The sequence below is a fragment of the Geodermatophilus maliterrae genome, from assembly GCF_041018925.1.
Lineage (GTDB): Bacteria > Actinomycetota > Actinomycetes > Mycobacteriales > Geodermatophilaceae > Geodermatophilus > Geodermatophilus maliterrae.
This window is the reverse complement of sequence record NZ_JBFNXQ010000073.1, coordinates 1-25,310: the sequence shown is the minus strand read 5'-3', so window position 1 is coordinate 25,310 and position 25,310 is coordinate 1. Positions and strand designations below refer to the sequence as shown.

Annotated in this window: 23 protein-coding genes; 14 read left to right on the top strand and 9 right to left on the bottom strand. The window is 75.4% G+C overall.

Annotation, left to right across the window (positions count from 1 at the left end; translation table 11 throughout):
* Window positions 1–125: 125 nt before the first annotated feature.
* A complete protein-coding gene (locus tag ABQ292_RS19225) occupies window positions 126–965 on the top strand; it encodes an aldo/keto reductase (RefSeq protein ID WP_369209324.1) in 840 nt (279 codons plus the stop codon).
* Between the two features lie 54 nt (window positions 966–1,019).
* Here ABQ292_RS19225 and ABQ292_RS19220 read toward each other — a convergent pair whose 3' ends face one another.
* Window positions 1,020–1,829 carry a DUF8692 domain-containing protein gene (locus ABQ292_RS19220; RefSeq protein ID WP_369209323.1) on the bottom strand — a complete coding sequence of 270 codons (810 nt, stop codon included), beginning with the start codon at window positions 1,827–1,829 and terminating at the stop codon, window positions 1,020–1,022.
* A gap of 117 nt (window positions 1,830–1,946) precedes the next feature.
* The gene (locus tag ABQ292_RS19215; protein ID WP_369209322.1) at window positions 1,947–2,777 is read right to left on the bottom strand and encodes a DUF3097 domain-containing protein; all 831 of its coding nucleotides are present in this window, start codon (window positions 2,775–2,777) and stop codon (window positions 1,947–1,949) included.
* 373 nt (window positions 2,778–3,150) lie between these two features.
* Between ABQ292_RS19215 and ABQ292_RS19210 the strand changes: the two genes are divergently transcribed.
* The 7 genes from ABQ292_RS19210 (at window position 3,151) to ABQ292_RS19180 (ending at window position 11,502) form a co-directional block, all read left to right on the top strand.
* On the top strand, window positions 3,151–4,128 hold the full coding sequence (locus ABQ292_RS19210) for a PRC and DUF2382 domain-containing protein (RefSeq protein WP_369209321.1): 978 nt from the start codon (window positions 3,151–3,153) through the stop codon (window positions 4,126–4,128).
* A gap of 225 nt (window positions 4,129–4,353) precedes the next feature.
* Window positions 4,354–5,268 carry an AAA family ATPase gene (locus ABQ292_RS19205; RefSeq protein ID WP_369209320.1) on the top strand — a complete coding sequence of 305 codons (915 nt, stop codon included), beginning with the start codon at window positions 4,354–4,356 and terminating at the stop codon, window positions 5,266–5,268.
* A gap of 148 nt (window positions 5,269–5,416) precedes the next feature.
* Window positions 5,417–6,499, top strand: coding sequence for a vWA domain-containing protein (locus ABQ292_RS19200; RefSeq protein WP_369209319.1), 1,083 nt, complete (start codon window positions 5,417–5,419; stop codon window positions 6,497–6,499).
* A 29-nt stretch (window positions 6,500–6,528) separates the two neighbouring features.
* A complete protein-coding gene (locus ABQ292_RS19195; protein ID WP_369209318.1) occupies window positions 6,529–7,650 on the top strand; it encodes an XdhC family protein in 1,122 nt (373 codons plus the stop codon).
* Window positions 7,651–7,688: 38 nt separating this feature from the next.
* On the top strand, window positions 7,689–8,261 hold the full coding sequence (locus ABQ292_RS19190; protein ID WP_369209317.1) for an MOSC domain-containing protein: 573 nt from the start codon (window positions 7,689–7,691) through the stop codon (window positions 8,259–8,261).
* A 139-nt stretch (window positions 8,262–8,400) separates the two neighbouring features.
* A complete protein-coding gene (locus ABQ292_RS19185; protein WP_369209316.1) occupies window positions 8,401–9,540 on the top strand; it encodes an NDMA-dependent alcohol dehydrogenase in 1,140 nt (379 codons plus the stop codon).
* Window positions 9,541–9,618: 78 nt separating this feature from the next.
* Entirely contained in the window at window positions 9,619–11,502 is a 1,884-nt protein-coding gene (locus ABQ292_RS19180; protein ID WP_369209315.1) for an AAA family ATPase, read from the top strand.
* Between the two features lie 96 nt (window positions 11,503–11,598).
* Here ABQ292_RS19180 and ABQ292_RS19175 read toward each other — a convergent pair whose 3' ends face one another.
* Window positions 11,599–12,456, bottom strand: a complete 858-nt coding sequence (locus ABQ292_RS19175) for a LuxR C-terminal-related transcriptional regulator (protein WP_369209314.1) — start codon at window positions 12,454–12,456, stop codon at window positions 11,599–11,601.
* A gap of 132 nt (window positions 12,457–12,588) precedes the next feature.
* Here ABQ292_RS19175 and ABQ292_RS19170 point away from each other — a divergent pair, with 132 nt between their 5' ends.
* On the top strand, window positions 12,589–14,340 hold the full coding sequence (locus tag ABQ292_RS19170; protein ID WP_369209313.1) for an AMP-binding protein: 1,752 nt from the start codon (window positions 12,589–12,591) through the stop codon (window positions 14,338–14,340).
* Between the two features lie 48 nt (window positions 14,341–14,388).
* On the opposite strand, the gene ABQ292_RS19165 is transcribed toward ABQ292_RS19170, so the two are convergent.
* The 3 genes from ABQ292_RS19165 to ABQ292_RS19155 all read right to left on the bottom strand — a co-directional run bounded on the left by ABQ292_RS19165 (window position 14,389) and on the right by ABQ292_RS19155 (window position 16,586).
* On the bottom strand, window positions 14,389–15,516 hold the full coding sequence (locus ABQ292_RS19165; RefSeq protein ID WP_369209312.1) for an NDMA-dependent alcohol dehydrogenase: 1,128 nt from the start codon (window positions 15,514–15,516) through the stop codon (window positions 14,389–14,391).
* A 131-nt stretch (window positions 15,517–15,647) separates the two neighbouring features.
* Window positions 15,648–15,812, bottom strand: coding sequence for a hypothetical protein (locus ABQ292_RS19160; RefSeq protein WP_369209311.1), 165 nt, complete (start codon window positions 15,810–15,812; stop codon window positions 15,648–15,650).
* A 9-nt stretch (window positions 15,813–15,821) separates the two neighbouring features.
* Window positions 15,822–16,586 carry a class E sortase gene (locus ABQ292_RS19155; RefSeq protein ID WP_369209310.1) on the bottom strand — a complete coding sequence of 255 codons (765 nt, stop codon included), beginning with the start codon at window positions 16,584–16,586 and terminating at the stop codon, window positions 15,822–15,824.
* Window positions 16,587–16,637: 51 nt separating this feature from the next.
* On the opposite strand from ABQ292_RS19155, the gene ABQ292_RS19150 reads away from it, so the two are divergent.
* From ABQ292_RS19150 to ABQ292_RS19130, 5 genes are all read left to right on the top strand, one after another.
* Entirely contained in the window at window positions 16,638–18,083 is a 1,446-nt protein-coding gene (locus tag ABQ292_RS19150) for a bifunctional 3-(3-hydroxy-phenyl)propionate/3-hydroxycinnamic acid hydroxylase (protein ID WP_369209309.1), read from the top strand.
* Window positions 18,084–18,118: 35 nt separating this feature from the next.
* Window positions 18,119–18,340, top strand: a complete 222-nt coding sequence (locus tag ABQ292_RS19145) for a hypothetical protein (RefSeq protein ID WP_369209308.1) — start codon at window positions 18,119–18,121, stop codon at window positions 18,338–18,340.
* A 266-nt stretch (window positions 18,341–18,606) separates the two neighbouring features.
* Window positions 18,607–19,851, top strand: coding sequence for an iron-containing alcohol dehydrogenase (locus ABQ292_RS19140; RefSeq protein ID WP_369209307.1), 1,245 nt, complete (start codon window positions 18,607–18,609; stop codon window positions 19,849–19,851).
* A 10-nt stretch (window positions 19,852–19,861) separates the two neighbouring features.
* The gene (locus ABQ292_RS19135) at window positions 19,862–21,181 is read left to right on the top strand and encodes a GAF domain-containing sensor histidine kinase (RefSeq protein WP_369209306.1); all 1,320 of its coding nucleotides are present in this window, start codon (window positions 19,862–19,864) and stop codon (window positions 21,179–21,181) included.
* Complete coding sequence (locus ABQ292_RS19130; RefSeq protein ID WP_369209305.1) at window positions 21,174–21,824, top strand: MadR family response regulator transcription factor; 651 nt, start codon at window positions 21,174–21,176, stop codon at window positions 21,822–21,824. Before ABQ292_RS19135 ends, ABQ292_RS19130 begins: the two co-directional genes overlap by 8 nt.
* A 108-nt stretch (window positions 21,825–21,932) precedes the next feature.
* Here ABQ292_RS19130 and ABQ292_RS19125 read toward each other — a convergent pair whose 3' ends face one another.
* Genes ABQ292_RS19125 through ABQ292_RS19115 form a run of 3 tightly spaced genes read right to left on the bottom strand, consistent with a single transcriptional unit; the run spans window position 21,933 to window position 25,179 of the window.
* Window positions 21,933–22,397 (bottom strand): SRPBCC family protein, encoded by a 465-nt coding sequence (locus ABQ292_RS19125; RefSeq protein ID WP_369209304.1) that lies wholly within the window; start codon window positions 22,395–22,397, stop codon window positions 21,933–21,935.
* A gap of 16 nt (window positions 22,398–22,413) precedes the next feature.
* The gene (locus ABQ292_RS19120) at window positions 22,414–23,925 is read right to left on the bottom strand and encodes a VWA domain-containing protein (protein WP_369209303.1); all 1,512 of its coding nucleotides are present in this window, start codon (window positions 23,923–23,925) and stop codon (window positions 22,414–22,416) included.
* A gap of 15 nt (window positions 23,926–23,940) precedes the next feature.
* The gene (locus ABQ292_RS19115; protein WP_369209302.1) at window positions 23,941–25,179 is read right to left on the bottom strand and encodes an AAA family ATPase; all 1,239 of its coding nucleotides are present in this window, start codon (window positions 25,177–25,179) and stop codon (window positions 23,941–23,943) included.
* Window positions 25,180–25,310: the final 131 nt, after the last annotated feature.

Genomic DNA, 25,310 nt, shown 5'->3' with positions numbered 1-25,310 from the left:
ACGCCGCCGGGGGAGCCCCGTCACGGGTTGAGGACGCGGTCGGCGGGTAGGCCGCCGGAGCGGGGAGATCGTGCGCCACCGGATGGCGCGCCGCCCGCCGTCCGCCCACCCCAGGAGGAGGCCCCGTGGCATCCGTGCCCACCATCGCCCTGAACAACGGCGTCGAGATCCCGCAGCTGGGTTTCGGCGTCTACCAGATCCCGCCGGAGGAGACCGTCTCGGCGGTCCGGACCGCGCTCGAGGTCGGCTACCGGCACATCGACACGGCCGAGATGTACGGCAACGAGAAGGAGGTCGGCCAGGCCGTCCGCGAGTCGGGCGTCGACCGCTCGGAGGTGTTCGTCACCAGCAAGCTGAACAACGGCTTCCACGCCCGTGACGACGCACTGCGCGCGTTCGACCAGACCCTGGCCGACCTCGGCTTCGACCAGCTCGACCTGTTCCTGGTCCACTGGCCGCTGCCCACCATCGACGTCGACTACGTCGAGACCTGGAAGGCCATGGAGGAGATCTACCGGTCCGGCCGGTGCCGGGCGATCGGCGTCTCCAACTTCCAGGCCCACCACCTGCGGCGGCTGTTCGGCGAGACCGAGGTGCGGCCCGCGGTCAACCAGATCGAGGTGCACCCCTACCTCGCCAACGACGAGCTGCGCGCCTTCGACGCCGACCACGAGATCGTCACCGAGGCCTGGTCACCGATCGCGCAGGGCAAGGTGCTCGACGACCCGGCGATCACGGCGATCGCGGAGGAGCTGGGCCGGACGCCGGCGCAGGTCGTGCTCCGCTGGCACGTGCAGCGCGGCGACGTCGTCTTCCCGAAGTCGGTGACCCGCAGCCGCGTCGAGGAGAACTTCGCGCTCTTCGACTTCGAGCTGGACACGAGCGCCATGGCCGCGATCACCGGCCTGGACCGCGGCGAGCGCACCGGCCCCGACCCGGACACCTTCGACTACGTCCCCCGCTGACGACCGCACGTTCCGACGTCCCCGTCGGGAGGCTCGGTCCTCCCGGCGGGGACGTCACCGCCGGGCGCCCGGGAGGTGCCCGGGACGTGCGGCGCGGTCCACCGCCGCCCGGGCGATGCGCAGGCAGAGCCCACCCGCCCGGTGCCGCAGCTCGAGCACCGACAGCGAGCCCCGCAGCAGGACGATCAGCCCGAGGGTCTCGGTCAGCTCCTCCAGGTGAGTGCCGATCTGCAGGGGAGGGCCGTTCGTGCCCGGTCGGTCGAGCAGGCCGTTGACCGACTCCAGTCCGAGGGCCGCCCCCAGGACGAGGACGATGCCGAGCACGAGGTCCCGCCGCGCGGGGCCCCGCAGCGACCTCCCCAGCTGCCAGAAGGCCACGAGGACCACGGCACCCGGGACGAGTCCGGGGAGGACCCACAGGTAGCCCGCCGTGCCCGGCGCCACCAGCAGCTCCCCGATGCCGTCGAGCCGTTCGTGCATGGCGGTGAAGTCGTCGAACGCCATCAGCAGCAGCAGGCCGGCGGTGACCAGGAAGGCCAGGCCAACCCGGCCCCCGGCCAGCCGGCCGACCAGGGCGTGGCCGGCGACCGCGCCGAGGGTCACCACCACGCTGAAGAAGGTGGGGAGGTTCATCTCCCCGGCCACGCCGAAGAACCTCCGGACCGGCGACCCGGGAGCGGCCATGAGCTCGACGCCGGGCGCGATGTTGGGCAGACCGATGCTCAGCAGCGTGAGGACGACCGCGACGGCCACCAGGCACCGGGGCAGCCGGGGGAACGGCCGGCGCCACGCCTCGGCGGCGTCCGGTGCCGGAGCGGGACCTCCCGACGCGCGGACGTCCTCACTGCCTGGGTGAACCGCCACTCGTGCACCTCGGGATCGACGCGACCGGGACGGGGCCGCCACGGGGACGGCAGACGTTAGCCAGGCCGCCCCCTCGTCGTCACCGAGAGGTACCGGACGTTCACCCTTCCAGGGGTCTCAGGTCTCCGTGACGAAGTCGATGAGCTCCTCGACGCGGCCGATGAGCGCGGGCTCGAGGTCGGTCCAGGTGCGCACGCGGACGAGGATGCGCTGCGCCCACACGTAGCCGGTGTCGTCCTCCCAGCCGAGCCGGCGGCAGACGCCGTCCTTCCACGACTCGCCCCTGGGCACCGTGGGCCACTCGCGGATCCCGACCACCGAGGGCTTGACGGCCTGCCAGATGTCGATGAAGGGGTGCCCGACGACGAGGGCGTGCCCGCCGGGGCCCCCCGTCCCCGCCCGCATCACCTCGGCCGCGATGCGGGACTCCTTGGAGCCGGTGACCAGGTGGTCGACCAGCACCCCGAGCCGCCGTCCCGGTGCCGGGCGGAACTCACGGACGATGCCCGGCAGGTCGTCGACGCCGTGGAGCGGCTCGACGACGACGCCCTCGATGCGCAGGTCGTGGCCCCAGACCTTCTCGACCAGCTCGGCGTCGTGCTTGCCCTCGACGTAGATGCGACCCTCGCGGGCCACCCGGGCGCGGGCGCCGGCCACGTAGGTCGAGCCGGACGCGCTGCGGGTCGGCGTCGCCGGCCCCTTCGGCGTCGGGCGCACGAGGACGACCGGTCGGCCGTCGACCCAGAACCCGGGGCCGAGCGGGTAGGCGCGCACCTTCCCGGACCGGTCCTCGAGGTGGACGACGTCCTTCTCGCAGCGGACCACCGCGCCGACGAACCCGGAGCTCGGGTCCTCGACCACGAGATCGCGCTCGGCGGCCACCTGCGGCGGTGGCTTCCGGACCGTGCGGGGGTGCACCAGGTCGTCATGGGGGGAACGCGGCGGCACGACCCCAGGAGAGCCGATGACGGCGCGCCGGGCGGGGAGACGCGCCGGGAGGACGTGGCGCGGAGTGGCGCGACACGCCCGGGCGAGGCCGTGATGGCGCTGCGTCACGGTTCGTCGCGGGCGGTCCGTCGCCGTCCCGCGTGCTCCCCGGCGTCCGTCACAGGCCGCTGACCTGCGCCGACGTGCCGACGGCCGGCCCTGGCCGGCCGCCGTCCGGTGCGATCGGCGGCCGTCCCGCGGCGTTCCCGATCGAAGGAAGATCCAATTCGACCGTTTCGGTCCGTCGTGCCTGGTCACCCATCTACCGACCGTTCCACCAGAGCTCAGATGGGAGCGAGAAACGACGATGATCGGCACCGACACCATCAGCCGTGTGATCGGACAGGACGTCTACGACGCGTCGGGCGAGAAGATCGGTTCGGCCTCCGAGGTCTACCTGGACGACGAGACCGGTCAGCCGGAGTGGGCCACGGTGCGCACCGGCCTGTTCGGCACCAAGGAGTCCTTCGTCCCGCTGCGTGACGCGGACCTGACCAACGAGGGCCTGCGCGTGGGCGTGAGCAAGGCCCAGGTCAAGGACGCCCCGAAGATCGACACCGACGGCCACCTCTCCCCGCAGGAGGAGCAGGAGCTGTACCGGTACTACGGCCTGGGCACCGGCACGCAGACCACCCAGACCACCACCGACACCGGCCAGGCCGGCACCTACGCCACCGACCAGACCCGGACCGACCAGGACCTCACGACGGCCGGCACGGGTACCGCGGGCATGGCAGGCACCGCCGGCACGACCGGCCGCGACCGCGACGGTGACGGCGTCTACGACGACGTCCAGGGTCGCACCGTCGGCCGCGACACCTCCGGCCCGACGACCGACAGCGCGATGACCCGCTCCGAGGAGCACCTCAACGTGGGTGTCCAGCGGGTCGAGGCCGGCAAGGCCCGGCTGCGCAAGTACGTCGTCTCGGAGAACGTGACGCAGACCGTCCCGGTCTCCCGCGAGGAGGTCCGGGTCGAGCGCGAGCCGATCACCGACGCCAACATGCCCAACGCCATGGACGGCCCGGCCATCTCCGAGGAGGAGCACGAGGTCACGCTGCACGCCGAGCGTCCCGTCGTCTCCAAGGAGGCCACGCCGGTCGAGCGCGTCCGCCTCGACACCCAGACCGTCACCGAGCAGGAGACGGTCAGCGGCGAGGTCCGCAAGGAGCAGATCGAGGTCGACGGTGGCCAGACCGGCGTCGCCGGCACCGGCACCACCACCGGGACCACGGGTCAGGACGACCGCGGCCTGGTCCAGAAGGCCAAGGACGCCCTGGACCGCGACAACGACGGCAAGATCGGTCGCTGACGGGAGGACCCCCCTGCCCCCCGCCGCTCGCACGCTCGCGACGGGACCCTGCAGGAGGGTCGGCACGGCTGACGCCCGGCAGCACCACCGGGGCAGCACGCACCGGCGGCGGCCGGCCCGGGAGACCTCTCCCGGGCCGGCCGCCGTCCGCGTACCGGATCGGCCCTGGTCGCCTGCCCGGCCGGACGGGTGTCCGCGGCTCACGCGGGTGGGATGCTCGGCGGCGTGACCGAGACCACCGTGGCGCCCTCCGCGACCGACGCCTTCCCCGGAGGGCCCGAGGACCTGGCCGTCGCGCTGCGGGCGACCGGCTACCTCCCCGACGAGGGTCTGGCCACCGCGGCCTACCTCGCGCTGGTGATGCGCCGCCCGCTGTTCCTGGAGGGCGAGGCCGGGGTGGGCAAGACGGCGTTGGCCCGCGCGCTCGCCGAGGTCACCGGTCGCCCGCTGTACCGGCTGCAGTGCTACGAGGGCCTGGAGGCCAGCCAGGCGCTCTACGACTGGGACTTCGGCCGCCAGTTGCTGCACCTGCGCGCCGCCGAGGCCGCGCACGCCACCGCGGACACCGAGAGCCTCGAGGCCTCGCTCTACGACCGCCGCTTCCTGCTCGCCCGGCCGCTGCTGCAGGCGCTGGAGGACTCCCCGAGCGTGCTGCTCGTCGACGAGGTCGACCGCGCCGACGACGAGTTCGAGGCGTTCCTGCTCGAGGTGCTCTCCGACTTCACCATCTCCATCCCCGAGCTCGGCACCGTCCGCGCGGAGGTCCCGCCGCTGGTGGTGCTGACCTCCAACCGCACCCGCGAGGTGCACGACGCGCTCAAGCGCCGCTGCCTCTACCACTGGCTGCAGCACCCCGACTTCGACCGCGAGGTCGCCATCCTGCGCACCCGGCTGCCCGAGGTCACCGAGCGGCTGGCCCGCGAGGTCGCCCGGGCGGCGGCCAAGCTGCGCACCCTCGACCTGCTCAAGCCGCCGGGGGTGGCCGAGGCGATGGACTGGGCCACCGCGCTGCACACCCTCGGCGCGCGCGACCTCGACCCCGACCTCGCCGCCCGCACGCTCGGTGCCGTGCTCAAGTACCGCGAGGACACCGACCGGGTGCACGCCCTGGCGCGGGGAGCGTTGTTCGGTGGCGGCTGAGGAAGGACCCCTGGAAGGACCCCGTCGCCCCCCGTCGCTCGCGGGCTCGCAGCGGGAACCTGCGACGGGGCCGGTCGGAGCCTCGCAGGCGCGGCGCGAGCCTCGGGACGGGGCCGGGGCACAGCGACCGCGGGACGTCGTCGCCACGGTGCTCGGGTTCGCCCGCACGCTGCGCGCCGCCGGGGTCACCGCCTCGCCGGACCGGGTGGAGGCGATGCTCTCGGCGGTCGCGGCCCTCGACGTCCTCGACGCGACCGCCGTCTACTGGGCCGGGCGCCTGACGCTGTGCGCCGACCCCGACGACCTCGACCGCTACGACGCCGCCTTCGCCGCGTACTTCGGCGGCGAGGCACCCCGCCGCACCACGCCTGCGGCGCGCACGCCGCCGACCCTGGCCACCTCCGCGCCGCTGGACCCGGGTGCCGGCACCGGCGAGGACGGCGAGGACGCCCCGGACCTGGCCACGCAGGCCAGCGGCGACGAGGTGCTGCGCCACCGAGACGTCGCCGGGCTCACCCCGGCCGAGCGCGAGCACCTGCGCCGGCTGTTCGCGTTGCTGGTGCCGGCGTCGCCGATGCGCCCGTCCCGCCGCCGGCGCCCCAGCTCGCACGGGGCCGTGCACGCCGGCCGCACCGTGCGGCGCGCGCTGCGCGGGGGCGGCGAGATCACCCGGCTGCTGCACCGGCGGGCCCGGCCCCGGCCGCGGCGGGTGGTGCTGCTGGTCGACGTCTCCGGGTCGATGGCCCCCTACGCCGACGCGCTGCTGCGGTTCGCGCACGCCGCGGTGCGGGCCCGGCCGGCGTCGACCGAGGTGTTCACCGTGGGCACCCGGCTCACCCGCGTCACCCGCGAGATGCGGCTGCGCGACCCCGACCGGGCGCTGGCCGCCAGCGGCCAGGCCATCCCCGACTGGTCCGGCGGCACCCGGCTCGGTGAGGTGCTCAAGGCCTTCCTCGACCGCTGGGGCCAGCGCGGCACCGCCCGCGGCGCCATCGTCGTGGTGTGCAGCGACGGGTGGGAGCGCGGCAGCCCCGACCTGCTGCGCGAGCAGATGGCACGGCTGCGCCGGCTCGCGCACGCCGTCGTCTGGGTCAACCCGCACAAGGGCCGGGCCGGCTACGAGCCGCTGACCGGCGGGATGCAGGCCGCGCTGCCCTCGGTGGACGCGTTCGTCTCCGGGCACAGCCTGGCGGCCTTCGAGGAGCTGTCGGGGGTGATCTCCCGTGCCTGAGCAGACGGGCGGCAGAGAGGTGGACGACGGTGCGTGACGTGCTGGACGACCTGGTCGGCTGGTGGCAGGCCGGCGAGACGGTCGGGATGGGGACGGTCGTGGCCACCTGGCGCTCGGCACCGCGGCCGGCGGGGGCGTCGATGCTCGTCGGCCCCGACGGGACGGCGGTGGGCAGCGTCTCCGGCGGCTGCGTCGAGGGCGCCGTGTACGAGGAGGCCAAGGACGTCGTCGAGACCGGCGTCCCCACCCTCGAGCGGTACGGCGTCAGCGACGACGACGCCTTCGCCGTCGGCCTGACCTGTGGCGGGATCCTCGACGTCTTCGTCGAGTCGGTGTCGCGGGAGTCGTTCCCCGAGCTGGGCGAGATCGCCGAGTCGGTGGGCCGGCACGAGCCGGTCGCCGTCGTCACCTGCGTGCGCGGGTCGGAGGACCGGATCGGCAAGCGGCTGGTGCTCTGGCCCGACCGGAGCTCCGGCACCCTCGGCCTGCAGCGCCTGGACGACGCCGTCGCCGACGACGCCCGCGGCATGCTCGCCGCCGGCCGGACGGCGACGCTGACCTACGGCCACGACGGCGAGCGGCGCGGCGACGAGCTCACCCTGTTCGTCTCCTCCTTCGCCCCGCCGGCGCGGATGGTCGTGTTCGGCGCGATCGACTTCGCGGCCGCCGTCGCCCGGGTCGGGGCGTTCCTCGGCTACCGCGTCACCGTGTGCGACGCCCGGCCGGTGTTCGCCACCGCCCGGCGCTTCCCCGACGCGCACGAGGTCGTCGTCGAGTGGCCGCACCGCTACCTGCAGGCCGAGGCCGACGCCGGGCGCATCGACGAGCGCACGGTGCTGTGCGTGCTCACCCACGACCCGAAGTTCGACGTCCCGCTGCTGGAGGTCGCGCTGCGGCTGCCGGTGGCCTACGTCGGGGCGATGGGGTCGCGGCGCACGCACGAGGAGCGGCTGGACCGGCTGCGCGAGGCGGGGCTCTCCGCCGACGAGCTCGCCCGGCTGTCCTCACCGATCGGGCTGGACCTCGGTGCCCGGACGCCCGAGGAGACCGCCGTCTCGATCGCCGCGGAGATCATCGCCGGGCGCTGGGGCGGCAGCGGCGAGCGGCTGACCGCGATGGGGGGCCCCATCCACCGCACCGCCGAGCGCTGATGGCCCTCGTGCAGGGGCCCGCCGCGAGCATGCGAGCGGTGGGGGGCACGGGGGTCCTTGCTGACGTCGAGGTCGTGGGGCTGCTCGTCTCGCCGGTGCACCGGTACGACGGGCGGCCCGGCGGCGCAGTCCCGACCCAGGACGGCGAGCGGGTGCAGCGGGTCGAGGTCCGCGCCGGGCACGGGATCGTCGGCGACCGCTACGCCGGCCGGCCCGCGCACCGCGACGCCGCGGTGACCGTGCTGGCCGCCGAGTCGGTGGAGGCGCTGGCCGCGGAGCTGGGCGCCGGTCCGCTCGACCCGCTGCTGACGCGACGCAACGTGGTGCTGCGCGGCGCGGAGGTCGAGGCGCTGCGCACCGAGCTGTTCTCCCTCGACTGCGGGGAGGGCGTGGTGCTGCTGCGCGGCGGGCGCCCGGCCAACCCTTGCGCCTGGCTGGACACCGTGCTGGCCCCCGGCGCCCACCGGGGGATGCGCGGGCGCGGCGGTGTCCGCTGCACGCCCCTCTCGGACGGTGTGCTCCGGCTCGGGCCGGCCGTGCTCCGCAGTGCCGTGCCGCTCCACCCGGCGCGCGCCGGGGACGCCGTCCGGCCGGTCCTGCGCCGCCGCTGACACCCCCGTCCGGGGGTGGTCGCCGTCACAGTGCCGTCCGACGATGGCGCTCGGCCGCCGAAGTGCTTCAGGAGCCGTGCGACCGAGTCCCATCCGCGTAGCAGATCCGGTACGGCTCGTGCCGGGGACTGGAGGACCGATGAAGACCAGGGCAGCCGTACTCCGCGCCACGGGCAAGCCGTTCGAGCTGGTCGAGCTCGAACTCGACGAGCCGAAGGCCGGTGAGGTGCTCATCCGCTACGTCGCCGCCGGGCTGTGCCACTCGGACGAGCACCTCCGGCACGGCGACATCGTGCCGCGCTTCCCGGTGGTCGGCGGGCACGAGGGCGCCGGGATCATCGAGAAGGTGGGGCCGGGCGTCACCCGGCTGCAGCCCGGCGACCACGTCGTCTGCTCGTTCCTGCCGGTCTGCGGGCACTGCCGCTGGTGCTCGACCGGCAAGTCGAACCTCTGCGACATGGGGGCGGCGATCCTCGACGGGCACCTGGCCGACGGCACCTACCGCTTCCACGACGACGAGGGCACCGACTACGGCGGCATGTGCATGCTCGGCACCTTCTCCGAGCGCGCCGTCATCAGCGAGAACTCCGCGGTGAAGGTCGACCCCGACCTGCCGCTGGACAAGGTCGTGCTCATCGGCTGCGGCGTCCCCACCGGGTGGGGCTCGGCGGTGCACGCCGCGGGCACCGAGCCCGGCGACACCATCGTCATCTACGGCATCGGCGGGATCGGCATCAACAGCGTGCAGGGTGCCGCGCTGGCCGGGGCGCGCAACGTCGTCGCCGTCGACCCGCTGCCCAACAAGCGGGAGGCGGCCGAGCAGCTCGGCGCCACGCACAGCTGCGAGACGGCCGAGGAGGCACAGGAGCTGGTGCAGGAGCTGACCCGCGGGGTCGGCGCGGACAAGGCGATCATCACCGTCGGCGTCGTCGACGCGAAGGTGGTCTCCGACGCCGTGGCCGTCATCCGCAAGGGCGGCTCGGCGATCATCACCGGCCTGGCCGACCCGACCAAGACCAACATCGAGCTCAACAGCTCGATGCTCACGCTGTTCGAGAAGACCGTGAAGGGCAGCCTGTTCGGCTCGGGCGACCCGTTCCACGACATCCCGAAGATGATCGAGCTCTACCAGTCCGGTGACCTCAAGCTCGACGAGCTGATCACCACGACGTACACCCTCGACCAGGTCAACGAGGGCTACGAGGACCTGGTCAACGGCAAGAACATCCGCGGCGTGATCGTCTACGACACCCCGCCGCTGGAGGGCGCCCCCGCCTGACCCACACGCGAGGTCTGCACACTGGTCCCCACGGGCCGGTGCGCAGACCTCGCCGTCCGTCGTCGAGAGGGGGACCGCGTGGCGAACCCGGCCGTGCCGCACCCGGTCATCGGGCTGCAGCGGGAGCGCGAGGTGCTCACCGTCGCGCTGCGGACCAACCGGCACGTCGTCCTCGAGGGGCCGCCGGGCACGGGCAAGTCCACGCTGCTGCGCTCGATCGCCGCGGACGCCGGTCAGGAGGTCGTGTTCGTCGAGGGCAACGCCGAGCTCACCCCGGCCCGGTTGATCGGCCAGTACGACCCGGCCGCCGTCCTCGCCGAGGGGTACGTGCCGGGCAGCTTCACCGACGGGCCGCTGCTGACGGCGATGCGCGGGCACGGGCTGCTCTACCTCGAGGAGCTCAACCGGATCCCCGAGGAGACGCTGAACGTCCTCATCACGGTGCTCACCGAGGGCGAGATCACCGTGCCGCGGCTGGGCCACGTGCGGGCGGCGGCAGGCTTCCGCCTCATCGCGGCGATGAACCCCTTCGACGCCATCGGCACCGCGCGGGTCGGGCAGGCCATCGCCGACCGCATGTGCCGCGTCGTCCTCGGCTACCAGGACGCCGCCGCCGAGCGGGCCATCGTCGGGGCGGTCACCGGGGCGCCACCGTCGCTGATCGGCCTCGCCGTCCGGCTGGTGCGCGCCACCCGGGTGCACCGCGACGTCCGCATGGGCTCGTCGGTCCGCGGGGCCACCGACCTGGTGCTGCTGCTCGGCGGCCTGCTGGAGGTGCGCGGGCACTCCGGGCTCGGTGCCGACGGCGCGCGGGAGACCGCCCGCGACGCCGCCCACGCCGCGCTGTCGGGGCGGATCCGCGTCGCCGAGGGCGTCGAGCGCACGCCCGAGGCGGTCATCGACGACATCCTCGACGACGTCTGGCCCGAGACCGGCCCGCCGCCTCCCGACGAGCCGGAGCCGCCCGGCGCCGACCCCGCGGACGGGGGCGGTCAGGGAAAAGGTGAGGGCCCGCCGGCCGAGTCGGCGGGCACCGACCCCTCGTCGTCGTCCCTGCGCCGTGACCGCCGCTCGGGTGGCGCCAGCCGCCGGCAGACCAGCCGGCGGGAGATGGCCGCCCGGCACGAGGCGTTCGAGGAGGTCAGCCCCGAGGTCGGCGAGCTCGACGAGGAGGCCTTCGCCGCGCTGATGGCCGAGGACGCCGACGCCGCGGCCGCGCTGCTCACCGACCTCGCCGCGGCCACCGACCGCGAGCTGCGCGCGGCGGCCCGGCGGCTGGCCGGACGGGTGTTCGTGCAGGTCGGCCGGGTGGGCCGGGCCCGCACCCGCGGGACCCGGCGGCTGGTGCCCGACCACCGCGGCGACGGCGACCTCGACCTCGACCGGACCCTGGACCGGTGGGACCTCGGCACCCCGCTGCAGCCCGGCGACCTGGTCACCCGCCGCTGGACCGGGCACCGGCGCGCGGTCTGCCTCGCCGTGGACACCTCGGGGTCGATGACCGGCCTCGGGGTGGCGATCGCGGCGGTGGCCGCGGCCGGCGTCGTCCTCACCGGCGACGAGAAGCTGCGGACCAGCCTCATCACGTTCGGCCGCGACGTCGACGTCGTGCAGCGCTCCGGTCACCGGCGGGCCGCCGAGGACGTCGTCACCCACCTGCTGGGCCTGCGCGGGCACGGGATGACCGACCTCGCCGCCGCCCTGCGCGCCGCCCGTCTCCAGCTGGCCGCCGAGGTCGCCGACGAGCGGGTCGTCGTGCTGCTGTCGGACTGCCTGCACACCACGGGCGACCCGCCGGAGTCCGCGCTCGGCGGTATCGACCGGCTGCACGTGCTCTGCCCGCTGCCCACCCCCGAGGCCGAGGAGGCCGCCCGGTCGCTCGCGGCCCGCGGCGGGGGGACGGCGCAGATGGTGCGGACGGTGCGCGACCTCGGCCCCGCCCTCACCCGCCTGCTGGGCTGACCGGGCGCCGCGCGTCGATCATCGGGTGCTCGCCGCTGGTGGCGGCGTGTCCGCGCGTGTCGGCGGCAAGCACCCGATGATCAACACGGGAACGCGCTATGGCAGCAGGCCCAGCCGGCGGGCCTTGACGACGGCCTCCAGGCGGGTGTGCGCGTCGAGCTTCGTCATCGCCGAGCCCAGGTAGCTCTTCACGGTCTCCGGCCGCAGCGACAGCCGCGCGGCGGTCTCCCGGTTGCTGCACCCCAGCGCCACCTGGGTGAGGACGTCCACCTCCCGGCCCGACAGGTGCACGGTCGCCGGCCCGTCCTGCGCCACGCCGAGCGCGGCCAGGCGGGTGCAGGCGGACAGCAGCCGGTCGCGCAGGGCGGCGTCGTCGGTGGCGGAGGCGGCCAGCCGCAGGTCGGCGTGCACCGCGCGCACCTCCTCCCAGCGGGCGGGGTCCTCCGCGGCCGGCGAGCCGGACGGGACGGCGGCCAGCAGCGTCAGGCGGCGGTCGACCTCGTCGCGGACGCCGAGTTCCGCGGCCATGCGCGACGCCGCCCGCGCCAGCGCGTCGCGCACCCGGTCGCCGATCGAGCCGCCCTCCCGGCTGGCGGCGTACAGCACCGCCCGCGGCCGGCCGTCGACCAGCACCGGGACCGCGGCCACGGTGCGCAGGCCCTCGGCCAGCACCGGCCCGTCGTAGTCGTGGGTGATGTCGAGCGCGCGGCCGTAGTCCTCGACGCCGGCCGGCCGGCCCTCGCTGAGCACCCGGCCGCCCAGCCCCGCCCCCGAGCGCACCTCCAGCCCGCGCAGGTACCGGGTCCGCCCGCCCAGCAGCTCGGCGATCCGGAAGCTCTCCGACCCCACGGGCCCGGCGAAGGCGACGCTCATGCCGGAGGTCGCGCGGACCTGGCGGACGGCGGCGCGCAGCGCGTCGCGGTCGTCGGGACGCGCGGCGGCCGGGAGCGGCACGAGACCTCCTCGCCGAAGGACGGTGACCCGGGTCACGTTAGCGCAGGTCGGGAGGGTGGTCCGGAGACGCCGGAGGGCGGCGGACGGGCCCGGCGCGATCGGGGGTGGCGACACCGGGGAGTGCGGCCGACGATGCCCAGCACGCACCCCGACGACGACGAGGAGGCCGCGATGCCCGGGCCTGCCACCTCCGCCTACCGCGCCGCCCGCGACCAGCTGCTCGCCCTGCGCGGCGACCCCGTCGAGGCCGCGGCCGAGTTCCGCTGGCCGCAGCTCGACGGGCCGTTCAACTGGGCGGTCGACTGGTTCGACGAGATCGCCCGCGGCGTCGAGCGGCCCGGCCTGGTGATCTCCGAGGACGACGGCAGCGTGGGCCGGTGGTCCTTCGCCGAGCTGTCCCGCCGCTCCGACCAGGTGGCCGCGTGGCTGCGCGAGCGCGGGGTGCAGCGGGGCGACCGCGTCGTCCTCATGCTCGGCAACCGGGTCGAGCTGTGGGAGTCGATGCTCGCCGTCATGAAGCTCGGCGCGGTGATCATGCCGACCACGACCGCCCTCCCGCCCGCCGACCTCGCCGACCGCATCGGCCGCACCGGCGCCCGGCACGTCGTCGCCGACGCGGCCGAGGCGGCCAAGTTCGACGACGTCCCCGGCGACTACGGCCGGATCGCCGTCGGCCGTGACCAGGGAGGTGCCGAGCCCGCCGGCTGGGCGCCCTACGCCGACGCGGCCGGCGCCCCGGACCGGCCGCTGGGCCACCCGGGCACCGAGCCCGGCGACCCGCTGCTCCTGTACTTCACCAGCGGCACGACCAGCCGGCCCAAGCTGGTCGAGCACACCCAGGTCAGCTACCCGGTCGGGCACCTGTCCACGATGTACTGGCTGGGCCTGCGGCCCGGGGACGTGCACCTCAACATCAGCTCGCCCGGCTGGGCCAAGCACGCGTGGAGCTGCTTCTTCGCCCCGTGGGCGGCCGAGGCGACCGTCTACCTCGCCAACTACGAGCGGTTCGACCCGGCGGTGGTGCTCGACCGGATCCGCAGCGCGGGGATCACCACCTTCTGCGCCCCGCCGACGGTCTGGCGGATGCTCATCCAGGCCGACCTGTCCGCCGGTCCCGGCGACCTGCGCGAGGTGATCGCGGCCGGCGAGCCGCTCAACCCCGAGGTCATCGAGCAGGTGCGCCGGCACTGGGGCCTGACCCTGCGCGACGGCTACGGCCAGACCGAGACGACGGCGTCGGTGGGCAACCCGCCCGGCGCGGAGGTGCGGCCGGGCTCCATGGGCCGCCCGCTGCCGGGCGTGCCGGTGGTGCTCGTCGACCCGCTGACCGGGCAGCAGGGGGACGACGGCGAGATCTGCCTGGACCTCTCGCAGCGGCCGCTGAACCTGATGACCGGCTACCAGGGCGACCCCGAGCGCGCCGCCGAGGCGATGGCCGGCGGCTACTACCACACCGGGGACGTGGCGACCCGCGACGCCGACGGCTACATCACCTACGTCGGGCGCACCGACGACGTCTTCAAGGCCAGCGACTACAAGATCAGCCCGTTCGAGCTGGAGAGCGTGCTCATCGAGCACCCGGCGGTGGTGGAGGCCGCCGTCGTCCCGGTGCCCGACCCGGTGCGGCTGGCCGTCCCGAAGGCCTACGTCACCCTCGCGCCGGGCTGGGAGCCGGGCCCGGAGACGGCGCTGTCGGTGCTGCGACACGCGCGCGAGCGGCTGGCGCCCTACCTGCGGGTGCGGCGGGTGGAGTTCGCGGAGCTGCCCAAGACCATCTCGGGCAAGATCCGCCGGGTCGAGCTGCGCGAGCGCGAGACGCAGATGGCGCCGCAGGGCACCGGCACCGACTACGCCGACACCGACTTCCCCGAGCTGCGCGGCTGAGGCCCACCCGTGCCCGCCGGCGGAGGGCCGGCGGGCACGGGGAGCGGGTCAGCGGTCGGCGTCGGTGTAGACGACCATCCCGCGGATGTTCTTGCCGTCGCGCATGTCCTGGTAACCCTGGTTGATCTCCTCCAGCGAGTACCGCGTGGTCACCAGGTCGTCGAGCTTGAGCTGACCCTCCTGGTAGAGCGCGAGCAGCTCGGGGATCGCCGCGCGGGGGGCGAGGCCGCCGAAGATGGCGCCCTGCAGGTCCTTCTGCAGCAGCGTCAGCTCGAACAGGCTGAGCTTGACGTCGGTGTTGGCCGCGTTGCCCATGCCGGTGACGACGGCGCGGCCGCCCTTGCCGGTCAGGCTCAGCGCCGTCTGGATGTCCTCGCCCTGGATGTCGCCGACGGTGATGATCGTCTTGTCCGCCATCCGGCCCCAGGTCAGCTCGTTGACCTTCTCCGTGGCCTCCTCGGCCGACTCGAAGACGTGCGTGGCGCCCAGGTCCATCGCCCACTCGCGCTTGCGCGCCACCGGCTCGATGACCATGACCCGCTTGGCGCCGGCCGCGGCCGCACCCTGGACGGCGTTCATGCCTACCCCGCCGGCGCCCATGACGACGACGTTCTCGCCCGGACGCACGTCGGCGACCTTGGTGGCCGAGCCCCAGCCGGTGGTGACGCCGCAGCCGACCAGCGCCGCGACCTCCAGCGGGATGTCCGGCTCGATCTTCACCACCGACGCCTGGTGCACCGTCACGTAGGGCGAGAACGTGCCGAGCAGGCACATCGGGATGACGTCCTGGCCGCGGGCCCGGACGCGGTAGCTGCCGTCGGAGATCGACGTGCCGGCCAGCAGGTTCGCGCCGAGGTCACAGAGGTTCTGCATCCCCTTCGAGCACGGCGGGCACTGCCCGCAGGCGGGGATGAACGCCGTGACGACGTGGTCGCCCTCCTGCAGCCCGGTCACGCCGGGACCGACCCTGGTGACGACGCCGGAGCCCTCGTGACCGCCGATGACCGGGTAGAACGCGACCGGCGTACCGCCGGTGACCAGGTGCTCGTCGCTGTGGCAGAGCCCGGAGGCGGCCAGCTGGACCTGGACCTCACCCTCCTTGGGATCGCCCAGCTCGATCTCCTCGACCGACCACTCCTCGCCGACACCCCACAGGATCGCGCCCTTGGTCTTCACCCTCGTCCTCCCGTCCGCCCCACCGTCGTCGGCGGGTCCCGGCGCCACCGCGGACCGGTGTGCGCCGCGCCACAGACTCCGTCCGGCCGGAACCGCCGTCAAATCAGCGGCGACGGGGTGCGACGGGCCGGTCAGCGCCCGGGGTCGACGGTGACCGCGCTGAAGGGCAGGCGCGGTTCCACCCAGGGGAAGACGACGAACAGCAGCAGCGCGCAGACGGTCGTCGCGAGGAGCAGCGCGAGCGTCGCGCGGCTCGCCGTCCCGCCCGGCAGGTGCCGCCAGATCCAGCGGTACACGGGTCCTCCTCAGCCCTCGGTCAGGGCCGGTGGCCCGTCGGGTGCCTGCGCCTTGGTCACGCCCGGGCCGTCGAGCACGGCGTGCACCACCAGCCGCTGCTGCGCCGAGTACCGGGGGTGGCAGGTGGTCAGCGTCAGGTAGGCGCCGGTGGGACCGGCCTCCGGGGCGCCCGGGGTGGGCGCGATGACCTCGACCTGTGACGGCGTCACGATCTGCATCCCCGGGATGCCGCTGGGGTCGGCCGCGAGGTCGCCGGTGGCCGGGTCGCCGAGCACGCGGTAGGTGAACCAGCCGTCGGCGGTCTCCACGACGATCGGGTCGCCGGGGCGCACCGCGTCGAGGTCGAGGAACGGTGAGCCGCGGCCCACCCGGTGCCCGGCGAACGCGGTGTTGCCCTGCTCGCCCGGCAGCGCCGTCCCGGCGTAGTGGCCGGGGCCCTGCGACAGCTCGGCCTCGCCGGTGCCCTCCACGGCCACCCGTGCCCAGTCCTCGGCGAGCCGCGGCACGTGCAGCACCACGAACGGCTCGCCGGCCGGCACCTCCGCCGGCGGGGCCGGCGCCGCCGCGGCGGCCGTGCCGGTGGACCACTCGCTCCGCAGCCGGTCGGCGAGCCGGTCCTGGTCGCGCGCGGTGATCAGGTCGGTGACCCACAGCTGGTAGACGACGTAGAGGAGCAGGACGACGCCGAGGGTGAGCAGCGTCTGGCCCAGGCCGCTGGCGAGCGTGCTCCACGCGTCGCCGCGCCGGCGGGAGAGCGGGGGAGCGACTGCCATGACCGGACCACGATGACAGGCCCGGGCGAGCGGTCCTGGACACTGGGCGGCGTGTCGGGGGCTCCGGTGGTCGTCGTCGGCGCCGGCCCGGTCGGCACCACCGCGGCCCTGCTGCTGGCGCGGCGCGGCCTCGAGGTCGTGCTGCTGGACCGCCGGTCCCGGCCGCACGACCTGCCGCGCGCGGTCCACCTGGACGACGAGGCGCTGCGGGCGCTGGCCGACGCCGGCGTCGCGGACGGCTTCCTCGCGCTGAGCCGGCCCATGGCGGGACTGCGGCTGCTCGACGCCGGCCAGCGGACGCTGGCCGAGTTCCGCCGCGAGCCGGGTGCGGGGCGGCACGGCTGGCCGCAGGCGTCGATGTTCCACCAGCCCGACCTCGAGGAGCTGCTCCGCGCCGCCGTCGACCGGGCGGGCGGGATCGCAGTGCACCGGGGTGCCGAGGTGGTCGGGCTGACCGAGGCGGACCGGTCCGTCACGGTGCACGTGCGGGACGGCAGCGGCGGGTGTCGCGACGTCGTCGCCTCCGCGGTGGTCGGCTGTGACGGCGCGCACAGCACCGTCCGCGGCCTGCTCGGTGCGCGGATGCGCGACCTCGGCCGGCCCGACCGGTGGCTGGTGGTGGACCTGCGCGCACCGGCGCCGCTGCCGGTGTGGCCGGGCGTGCACCAGGTCTGCGACCCCGCCCGTGCGGCCACGTTCATGCCGGTCACCGGCGACCGGTACCGGTTCGAGGCGCGGCTGCGCCCGGGTGAGACCGCGGCCGACCTCACCGGGCCCGCGACGCTGCACGCCCTGCTGGCACCCTTCGGGGCGCAGGACGCCGAGGTGGTCCGGGCCGCCGAGTACGTGTACCGCGCGCAGGTCGCCGACCGCTGGCGGCGCGGGCGGGTGCTGCTGGCCGGCGACGCCGCCCACCTGACCCCGCCGTTCGTCGGGCAGGGCCTCGGGCTGGGCCTGCGCGACGTCCACCAGCTCGCCTGGAAGCTGGCCGCCGTCGTGGCGGGGGCGGCCGGCGAGGAGCTGCTCGACACCCACCAGGCCGAGCGCCGGCCGCACGCGCGGGCGCTGGTCCGGCTGGCGGCGCTGCTCGGGCGGCTGATGACCGGCGGGGGAGCGGCCGCCGCGCCGGCCCGCCGCGCGGTCCTCGCCGCCGTCGGCCGCGTGCCGGCGCTGGCCGCCTACGCCACCGACAGCCGCACGCCGGCGTTGCGGGGCGGGCCGCTGGTGGACCGGCGCGGACGGGCGGGGCGCCGGCTGGCCGGCACCCTCGTGCCGCGGGCGCGGGTGCGCGCCGACGGGCGGGACTGCCGGCTCGACGACGTCCTCGGCGCCGGCCCCGCCGTGCTCACCGCGGGCGACGGCGTCCTCACCGTGGAGACCGGCGGACGGCGGACCGAGGTCGACGACGTCGACGGTGTGCTCACCGCCTGGCTGCGGGCCGGACGCGCCACGACCGTCGCCGTCCGGCCGGACCGGGTCGTGCGGTCGGCCTCCTGACGCATCGGCGGCCGGCGGCCGGGTACGGGTCGGTCATGCAGATCGACAAGAACCAGATCCTCGAGCTCCTGCGTTCCCAGGGCGACGACGCCAAGGCGCAGCAGGCCGACCAGGAACTGCCCGGCCAGGTGGACACCGACCAGCACGCCGGCATCCTGCAGAAGCTCGGCCTGGACCCGATGGACCTCGTCAAGATGCTCGGCGGCGGGGGTGGTGGCGGCATCGGCGGCGCACTGGGCGGCGTCCTCGGCCGCTGAGGAAGGACCCCCTGCCCCCACCGCTCGCAGGCTCGCGGCGGGACCCTGCAGGGGGGCCGCCCCTCCTCCCCCCTGCTCGCACGCCCGCGGGAGTGCCTGGTGCGCTCCCGCGGGCGTGCGTGCGTCCGTCGCCCGCGACCGTGTGACGCGCATCACGACTCCGGCTATCGTGGGCGGGCCGCTCGCGCCCCGGAGGTCGTCGTGTCCGCAGCCACCCGCGATCCCGCGGACACCTGCCCGCCCGTCCCGCCGTCCTCCCCGCCGCGGTGACCGCCGTCCCGCTGCGGACCGGCCGGTCCGTGGCCAGCGTCCCGCTGGACCGCGAGCTGCGGCCGCGCGCCGAACCCGCCGCGCCCGCCCGCGGCCGGTTCACCAAGTACCTGGTGCCCGAGGTCGTCTTCGGCTGGGGCGCGCTGTCGGAGGCCGGCTTCGCCGCCCTCCGGCTCGGGGCCCGCCGGCCGTTCGTGGTCACCGACGCCGGGCTGATCGAGGCCGGCTGGTGGGCCGAGCTGGCCGGCCACCTCGTCGACGCCGGACTTCGGCCCACCGTGTGGTCGGGGCTCACGCCCAACCCCAAGGACGCCGAGGTCGCCGAGGGGGTGCAGCGCTACCTCGAGAGCGGCTGCGACGTGATCGTCGGCCTGGGCGGCGGCTCGGTCATCGACGCGGCCAAGGCCGTCGCCGTCGTCGCGAGCAACGGCGGGCAGATCCTCGACTACGAGGGCGTGGACAGGGTGCGGACCGCCATCCCGCCGACGGTCATGTGCCCGACCACCGCCGGCACCGGCGCCGACGTCTCGCAGTTCGCCGTCATCACCGACACCAGGCGCCGGCTCAAGGCCACCCTCATCGGCCGGGCGCTGGTGCCCGACATCTCGGTCACCGACCCCCGGCTGCTCACCACGATGCCCGACGAGCTGGCCTCGGCCACCGGGCTCGACGCGCTCACCCACGGCATCGAGGCCTACGTGTCCCGCGCGTCCGGGCCGCTCACCGACGTGCACGCGCTGCACGCCATCGAGCTGATCTGCGGGTCGCTGCGGCGCACGCTCACCGTTCCCGACGACACCGCGGCCACCACCTGCATGGCCCAGGCGAGCCTGGAGGCCGGGCTGGCCTTCACCAACGCCATCCTCGGGGCCACGCACGCCATGAGCCACCAGGTGGGCGGGCTGCTCGACGTGCCGCACGGCGTCGTCAACGGCGTGCTCCTGCCGCACGTCATCCGTTTCAACGCCCGCGCCGTGCCCGAGCGGTTCGTGCCGGTGGCGCGGGCCATGGGCATCGACGTCACCGGCCTGCCGGCCGACGTCGCGGCCGAGACCGCGGCCGACGTCGTCTGCCGGCTCGCCGCCGACCTCGGCTGCCCCAGCCGGCTCTCGCAGCTGGGCGTCTCGGAGGCCGACGTCGAGATCCTGGCGACGACGACGCTCGGCGACGCCTGCCTGTCGACCAACCCCCGGGACGCCGACCGCGCCGAGATCGCGGCGCTGTTCCGGGCCGCGCTGTGACCGACCGCCGATGAGCGCGCCGGGCATCCCGGAGCTCACCGGCCTGCGCTCGTCCAAGCCCAGCTGGTACGCCGAGTACCGGCAGACCGCCGAGAGCCTGTCGCGCGCCCTCGGCCAGCTCGAGCACGTCGCCCGGGTGCTGTCGGCCACCGGGCAGGGCGCCGACGCGCTGTGCCGCGCGGTCGTCGACGCCACCGCCGAGCAGCTCGGGGAGCCGTGGGTGGTCCTCGCCCTGGCCGAGGAGGCGCTCCCGCTGGGACGGCCGCGGCTGGTCGGCCGGGGACCCGCCGGGCGCCCCGTCGGCGACTTCGCCGCGCTGCCGGGGGTCGTCGCCCGGCCGGTCACGGCGGCGCTGGCCGCGGACGCCGTCGAGCCCTGGCAGACGCCCGAGGGCGCCGTCGTCGTCCCGCTGGTCGTCGACGGCGACCCGGTCGGGGCGCTGGTGGCCTGCGGCGGGCCGCGGCGGACGCCGGACGCGTCCGACGTGGCGATCATGCGGATCGTGGCCAACCAGTCCGCCGTCGCGCTGCACGCCGACCACCTGCTGGCCCGCTCGGAGACGCTGCGCCGGCAGACCGAGCGGCTGTACGCGCAGGCCCAGCAGCGCGCCCGCGACCTGGCCGAGCGGCACCAGCAGCTGGCCGAGGCCGAGCACCGCCTCGACGTCGCCGCCCAGCGCGAGGCGGTGGACGCCGAGCGGCACCGCATCGCCCGCGAGCTGCACGACAGCGTGGCCCAGCACGTGCTCTCGGCCGGGATGACCATCGAGTGGTGCCGGCCGGAGGTGGCCCACCACGCGGAGGTGCACGAGCGGCTCGGCCACGCCAAGGCGCTCACCCGCGAGGCCGTCGAGCGGCTGCGCGGGGCCATCCACGCGCTGTCGGTGCACGAGTCCCACGTCCCCGGCCCGGGGCTGCCGGGGCTGCTGGACCGGCTGCCGACCGTGCCGGGGCTGGCGGTCGCCGTCCGCGTCGAGGGCCGGCCGCGGGTGCTGCCGCCGGACGCCGAGCACCAGCTGTTCCGGATCGCCTCGGAGTGCCTGTCCAACACCGCCCGGCACGCGCGGGCCGGCCGCGCCGTCGTCCGGCTGGGCTACCGCCCCGACGGGCTGCGGCTGTCGGTCGCCGACGACGGCTGCGGCGACCCCGAGACGCTGCGCCGCGCGCTGCGGGCCGCCGCCGGCCGCGACGACGGCCACCACCGCGGGCTGCTCAACATCGCCTCCCGCTGCCGCGAGCTCGGCGCCACGCTGCGCTTCACCCGCGCCCGCCTCGGCGGGGTGCGGGTGGAGGTCCGGCTGCCCCTGACCCCCGAGGAGACCGGTGACTGACCCCATCCGGCTGGTGATCGTCGACGACCACGCCATCGTCCGGCAGGGGTTGCGCTCGATCCTGGAGCGCGAGCCGGACATCGAGGTGGTCGGCGAGGCCAGCACCGCCGCCGACGCGCTCGACCTGGTCGCCGCGGCCCGCCCGCACATCGTGCTGCTCGACCTCAAGCTCTCGGCCGGCTCCGACGTCACCGGGCTGACGCTGTGCGGGGAGCTCACCGCGCGCGTCCCGGCGCCCGGCGTCCTGGTGGTGACGACGTTCCTCGACGAGCGGCTGGTGCTCGAGGCCATCCAGCGCGGCGCCCGCGGCTACGTGCTCAAGGACGTCGACGCCGTCGCGCTGGTCGCCGCCATCCGCGCGGTGCGCCGCGGGGAGAGTGCCTTCGACAGCCACAGCGCGGCGATGGTGGTCCGGTCGCTGGCCGCCCCGGCGCCGCCCTCGCCGTCGTCCCCGGACCTCACCGGCCGCGAGCGGGAGGTGCTGGCGCTGCTGGCCCGGGGGCTGTCGAACGAGGCGATCGGCCGGGAGCTCTACATCTCGGCGACGACGGCGAAGTTCCACGTCACCAACCTCATGCGCAAGCTCGCCGTCTCCCGCCGGGCCGAGGCGGTGTACGCCGGCTCCAAGCTCGGGTTGATCTAGCCCCTCGTTCGCGCCGTGTGCACGGACCGCGAACGGGACGGCGTCGCGAGCACGCTGTGTGCACACGTCGCGGTGGCCGGCGGCGCGGTGGTGGGGCCGGCGCGTCCCTCAGCCGGACTCGGCGATGCGCCTGATCGCCGCGAGCGTGGCCGGGATGCCCTCGTGCGCGGCGCGGGTGCGCAGCTCGACCTCCTGCTGCGCGTCCGCGCCGTAGCGCTCGGCCATGAGCGCCAGCCCGTCGGGGAGGAACTCCCACGACTCGGTGAGCCGCGTGCCGCCGTCGGCCGGCTCGAGCGTGTAGCCCCACCGGGCCCGCGAGCCGCCGACGGCCCAGGCGAACTCACGGCCGCGGTCGGCGGCCACCACCTGGCTGCGGGTCTCCCACGTGCGCTGCGGCGTGACGTTGCGGCCGGTGAACCAGTCGCCGACCCGCCCGGTGGCGCCCTCGTCCCACCAGGCGGCGACGCAGACCGGGCTCCACTCGCCGGTGCGGGCCACGTCGCTGACCAGGTCGTAGAGCTCCTCCGGCGGCGCGGCGACGACGACGGAGTCCGAGAACGTCAGGTCGGTCACCGGTGCAGTCTGCCCGTCACCGGGCGGAGGCGCGGGTGACGACGTCGGTGGCCCAGGTCTCCAGCCCGCTGTGGTCGCGGATGACCTCCACGCGGTCGCAGTACTCGGCGTAGGCGGGCAGGTCGCAGCCGCCCAGCGCCCAGGAGTACCGCGGCTCGGGGGTCAGCCAGATCGTCTCGCGCACCCGGCGGGTGAGGTCCCCGAAGACGTCGAGGCGGGGCGTGTTGCCGTTGCCCCGGCCGTCGCCCAGCACGAGCAGCGTCGAGCGCCGGGTGAAGGCGCCCGAGTGGTCGGCGGCCAGCTGCGCGAAGGCGGTGCCGTAGTCGCTGGCGGCGTCGACGTCGATCACGTCGCCGCCGAACACCAGCCCCAGCGCGTGTTCCAGCGGGTGCTCGTCGAACAGGTCGGTGATCTCGACGGCCTCGTCGACGAACGCGAACGTGCGCACCTGGGCGAACATGTCCTGCAGCGCGTGGACGACGTGCAGCGTGAACCGCGCCGTCGTCCGCACCGACAGGCTCACGTCGGCGACGACGACCAGCTTGGGCTTGTCCTCGGCCAGCCGGGTGGTCACCGGCCGGAAGGGGACCCCGTCGTAGCGCAGGTTGCGCCGCATCGTCCGGGACACGTCGATCCGCCCGCGCGGCGACTGACGCTTCTTGTGCGTCAGGCCGCCGTGCAGCGAGGTGGCCAGCCGGCGCAGCGACTCCTCGATCCGCGCCCGCTCGGCCTCGGTGATCTTCTCCACCGGCGCCCGGGCCAGCTCCCGCTCCTCGATGGCCAGGTCGGTCATCTCCGCGAGCTTCTGCAGGTGGGCGGCGAGCAGCTCGGGGAGGTCCTCGATGACGCCGGCGAGCTGGCGGCGCAGCACCTCGGCCACCTCCGGGTCGAGGTCGCCGACCGGGTCGGCCAGCCAGTCGCGCAGCGCCTGCTGCTGGGCCACCGTGAGCTCGACGTCGAGCTGGGTGCCGCCGCCGCGCACCAGGTCCCCGGGCAGGCCGGGGTCGTGCAGCCGGGACACCTCCAGCTGCACCTGCTGGGCGTCCTCGGCCGGGCCGCTCGCGCTCTCCGACGACAGCACGATCTGCTGGGTCAGCGAGGCGAGGTCGATCTTGTTGGCCTCCTGGTGCAGGTTGTACTGCGCGGCGAGGTCCTCGGGCCGGAAGAACTCCTTGATGTCCACCGGCTTGCCGTGGCTGTGCCCTTCCTGCACCTCGGCGTCGGGGTCCGGCGACCAGGTCATCCGGGTCAGCTCGCCGCTGTCGGCGAGGTCGTCGTGCGCGTGCCCGTGGCCCTCGTCGTCCTCCACCACCGGCCGCAGCCGGAAGAACCGGGCGAAGGTGTCGGCGAAGACCTCGGCGTCCCGGCGGTCCTTGAGCAGCGCCGCGCCGAGCGCGGCCTCCAGCGCCGCCCGGTCGCTCACCCCGACGGCGGCCGCGGCTTCGGAGGCGTCGATCGCCTCCGCCGTCGAGATCCGCATCCCGCGCAGCCGCAGCAGCCGGACGAACCGGTGCAGGGCGCCTTCCACGCCGGTCCTCCCGCGTCAGACCGGCCGGCGCCGCGCGCCGCCGCGGTTGCCGGCGAACGACCGGGCGCCCTGGCCGGCGCGGACCTGCTTCGGGGCGGCGGCAGCCGGGGCGTCGGGCTCCGACGGGGCCGTCTGGCCGTAGTAGTTCTTGTCGTGCCGGCCGGGCCGGTCCTTGGCGGCGCGCACCCGGCGGCCGTCGTCGTCCTCGTGGTCGTGGTCGTGGGTGTGCCCACCGTGGGTGTGCGAGCCGTGCGAGTGGGGATGGCCGTGCTCGTGCCCGTGCTGCCGCGAGTCGGGCACGGTCGCGTTGGGGTCGACCAGCCGCGGCAGCGCCTCGCGGGAGCGCTCGACGTCGCGCTCGTACTTGGCGACGACGGAGACGGTGTCGGCCAGCACGCCGGCGTCGAGCTCGCTGACGCCGAGCACCGCCAGCGTGCGGGCCCAGTCGATGGTCTCGGAGATGCTCGGCGCCTTGCGCAGGTCCAGCCCGCGCAGCCCGCGCACGATGCCGACCAGCCGCTGCGCCGCGGCGTCGTCCAGGCCGGTCTCCTTCGAGCGGAGGATCTCCAGCTCCCGCTCGGCGTCGGGGTACTCGAGGAACAGGTGCAGGCAGCGCCGCTTCAGCGCGGCGGACAGGTCGCGGGTGTTGTTCGACGTCAGGACGACGTAGGGCGGCTGCTTCGCCACGAAGGTGCCGAGCTCGGGCACCGACACCTGGTACTCGGCGAGCATCTCCAGCAGCACCGCCTCCAGCGCCTCGTCGGCGCGGTCGACCTCGTCGATCAGGAGCACGACCGGCTCCTCGCTGCGGATGGCCTCCAGCAGCGGGCGCGGGGCGAGGAAGCGCTCGTTGAAGAACGCGCTGTCGGCACCGGCGATCCGGTCGACGGCGTCCTCCAGCGTGTCGGTGTCCTCCAGCAGCTCGGCCGCCTTGTCCCGCAGGATCTGCGTGTAGAGGAGCTGCTTGCCGTAGTCCCACTCGTAGAGGGCCTTGGTCTCGTCCTGGCCCTCGTAGCACTGCAGCCGCAGCAGGCGGCGGCCCGTGGCGGCGGCCAGCGTCTTGGCCAGCTCGGTCTTGCCGACCCCGGCCGGCCCCTCCAGCAGCAGCGGCTTGGCCAGGCGGGTCATGACGAACGTCGTCGTCGCCAGCCGCCGGTCGGTGATGTAGCCCTGGTCGGCGAAGGCCCGGGCGACGTCGTCGGGGCTGTCGAACACGGGCGGTACGGCGTCGGCGGGGACGGGCTGGACGGTCAACGAGGCTCCTCGGCGTAGGGGAGGGGCGGGGGGGGGCGCGGGGGCCCCCCCCCCGGGGGGGGGGGGCGCGGGGGGGGGGGGGGGGGCCGGGGGGGGGGGGGGGGGGGGGGGGGGGCTGGGGGGGGGGGGGG

Coding starts and splice junctions, on each gene's coding strand:
- ABQ292_RS19185 (WP_369209316.1), top strand. CDS start 8,401: ATGAAGACCAGGGCAGCCGTACTCCGCGCCACGGGCAAGCCGTTCGAG.
- ABQ292_RS19170 (WP_369209313.1), top strand. CDS start 12,589: ATGCCCAGCACGCACCCCGACGACGACGAGGAGGCCGCGATGCCCGGG.
- ABQ292_RS19155 (WP_369209310.1), bottom strand. CDS start 16,586: ATGGCAGTCGCTCCCCCGCTCTCCCGCCGGCGCGGCGACGCGTGGAGC.
- ABQ292_RS19145 (WP_369209308.1), top strand. CDS start 18,119: ATGCAGATCGACAAGAACCAGATCCTCGAGCTCCTGCGTTCCCAGGGC.
- ABQ292_RS19135 (WP_369209306.1), top strand. CDS start 19,862: ATGAGCGCGCCGGGCATCCCGGAGCTCACCGGCCTGCGCTCGTCCAAG.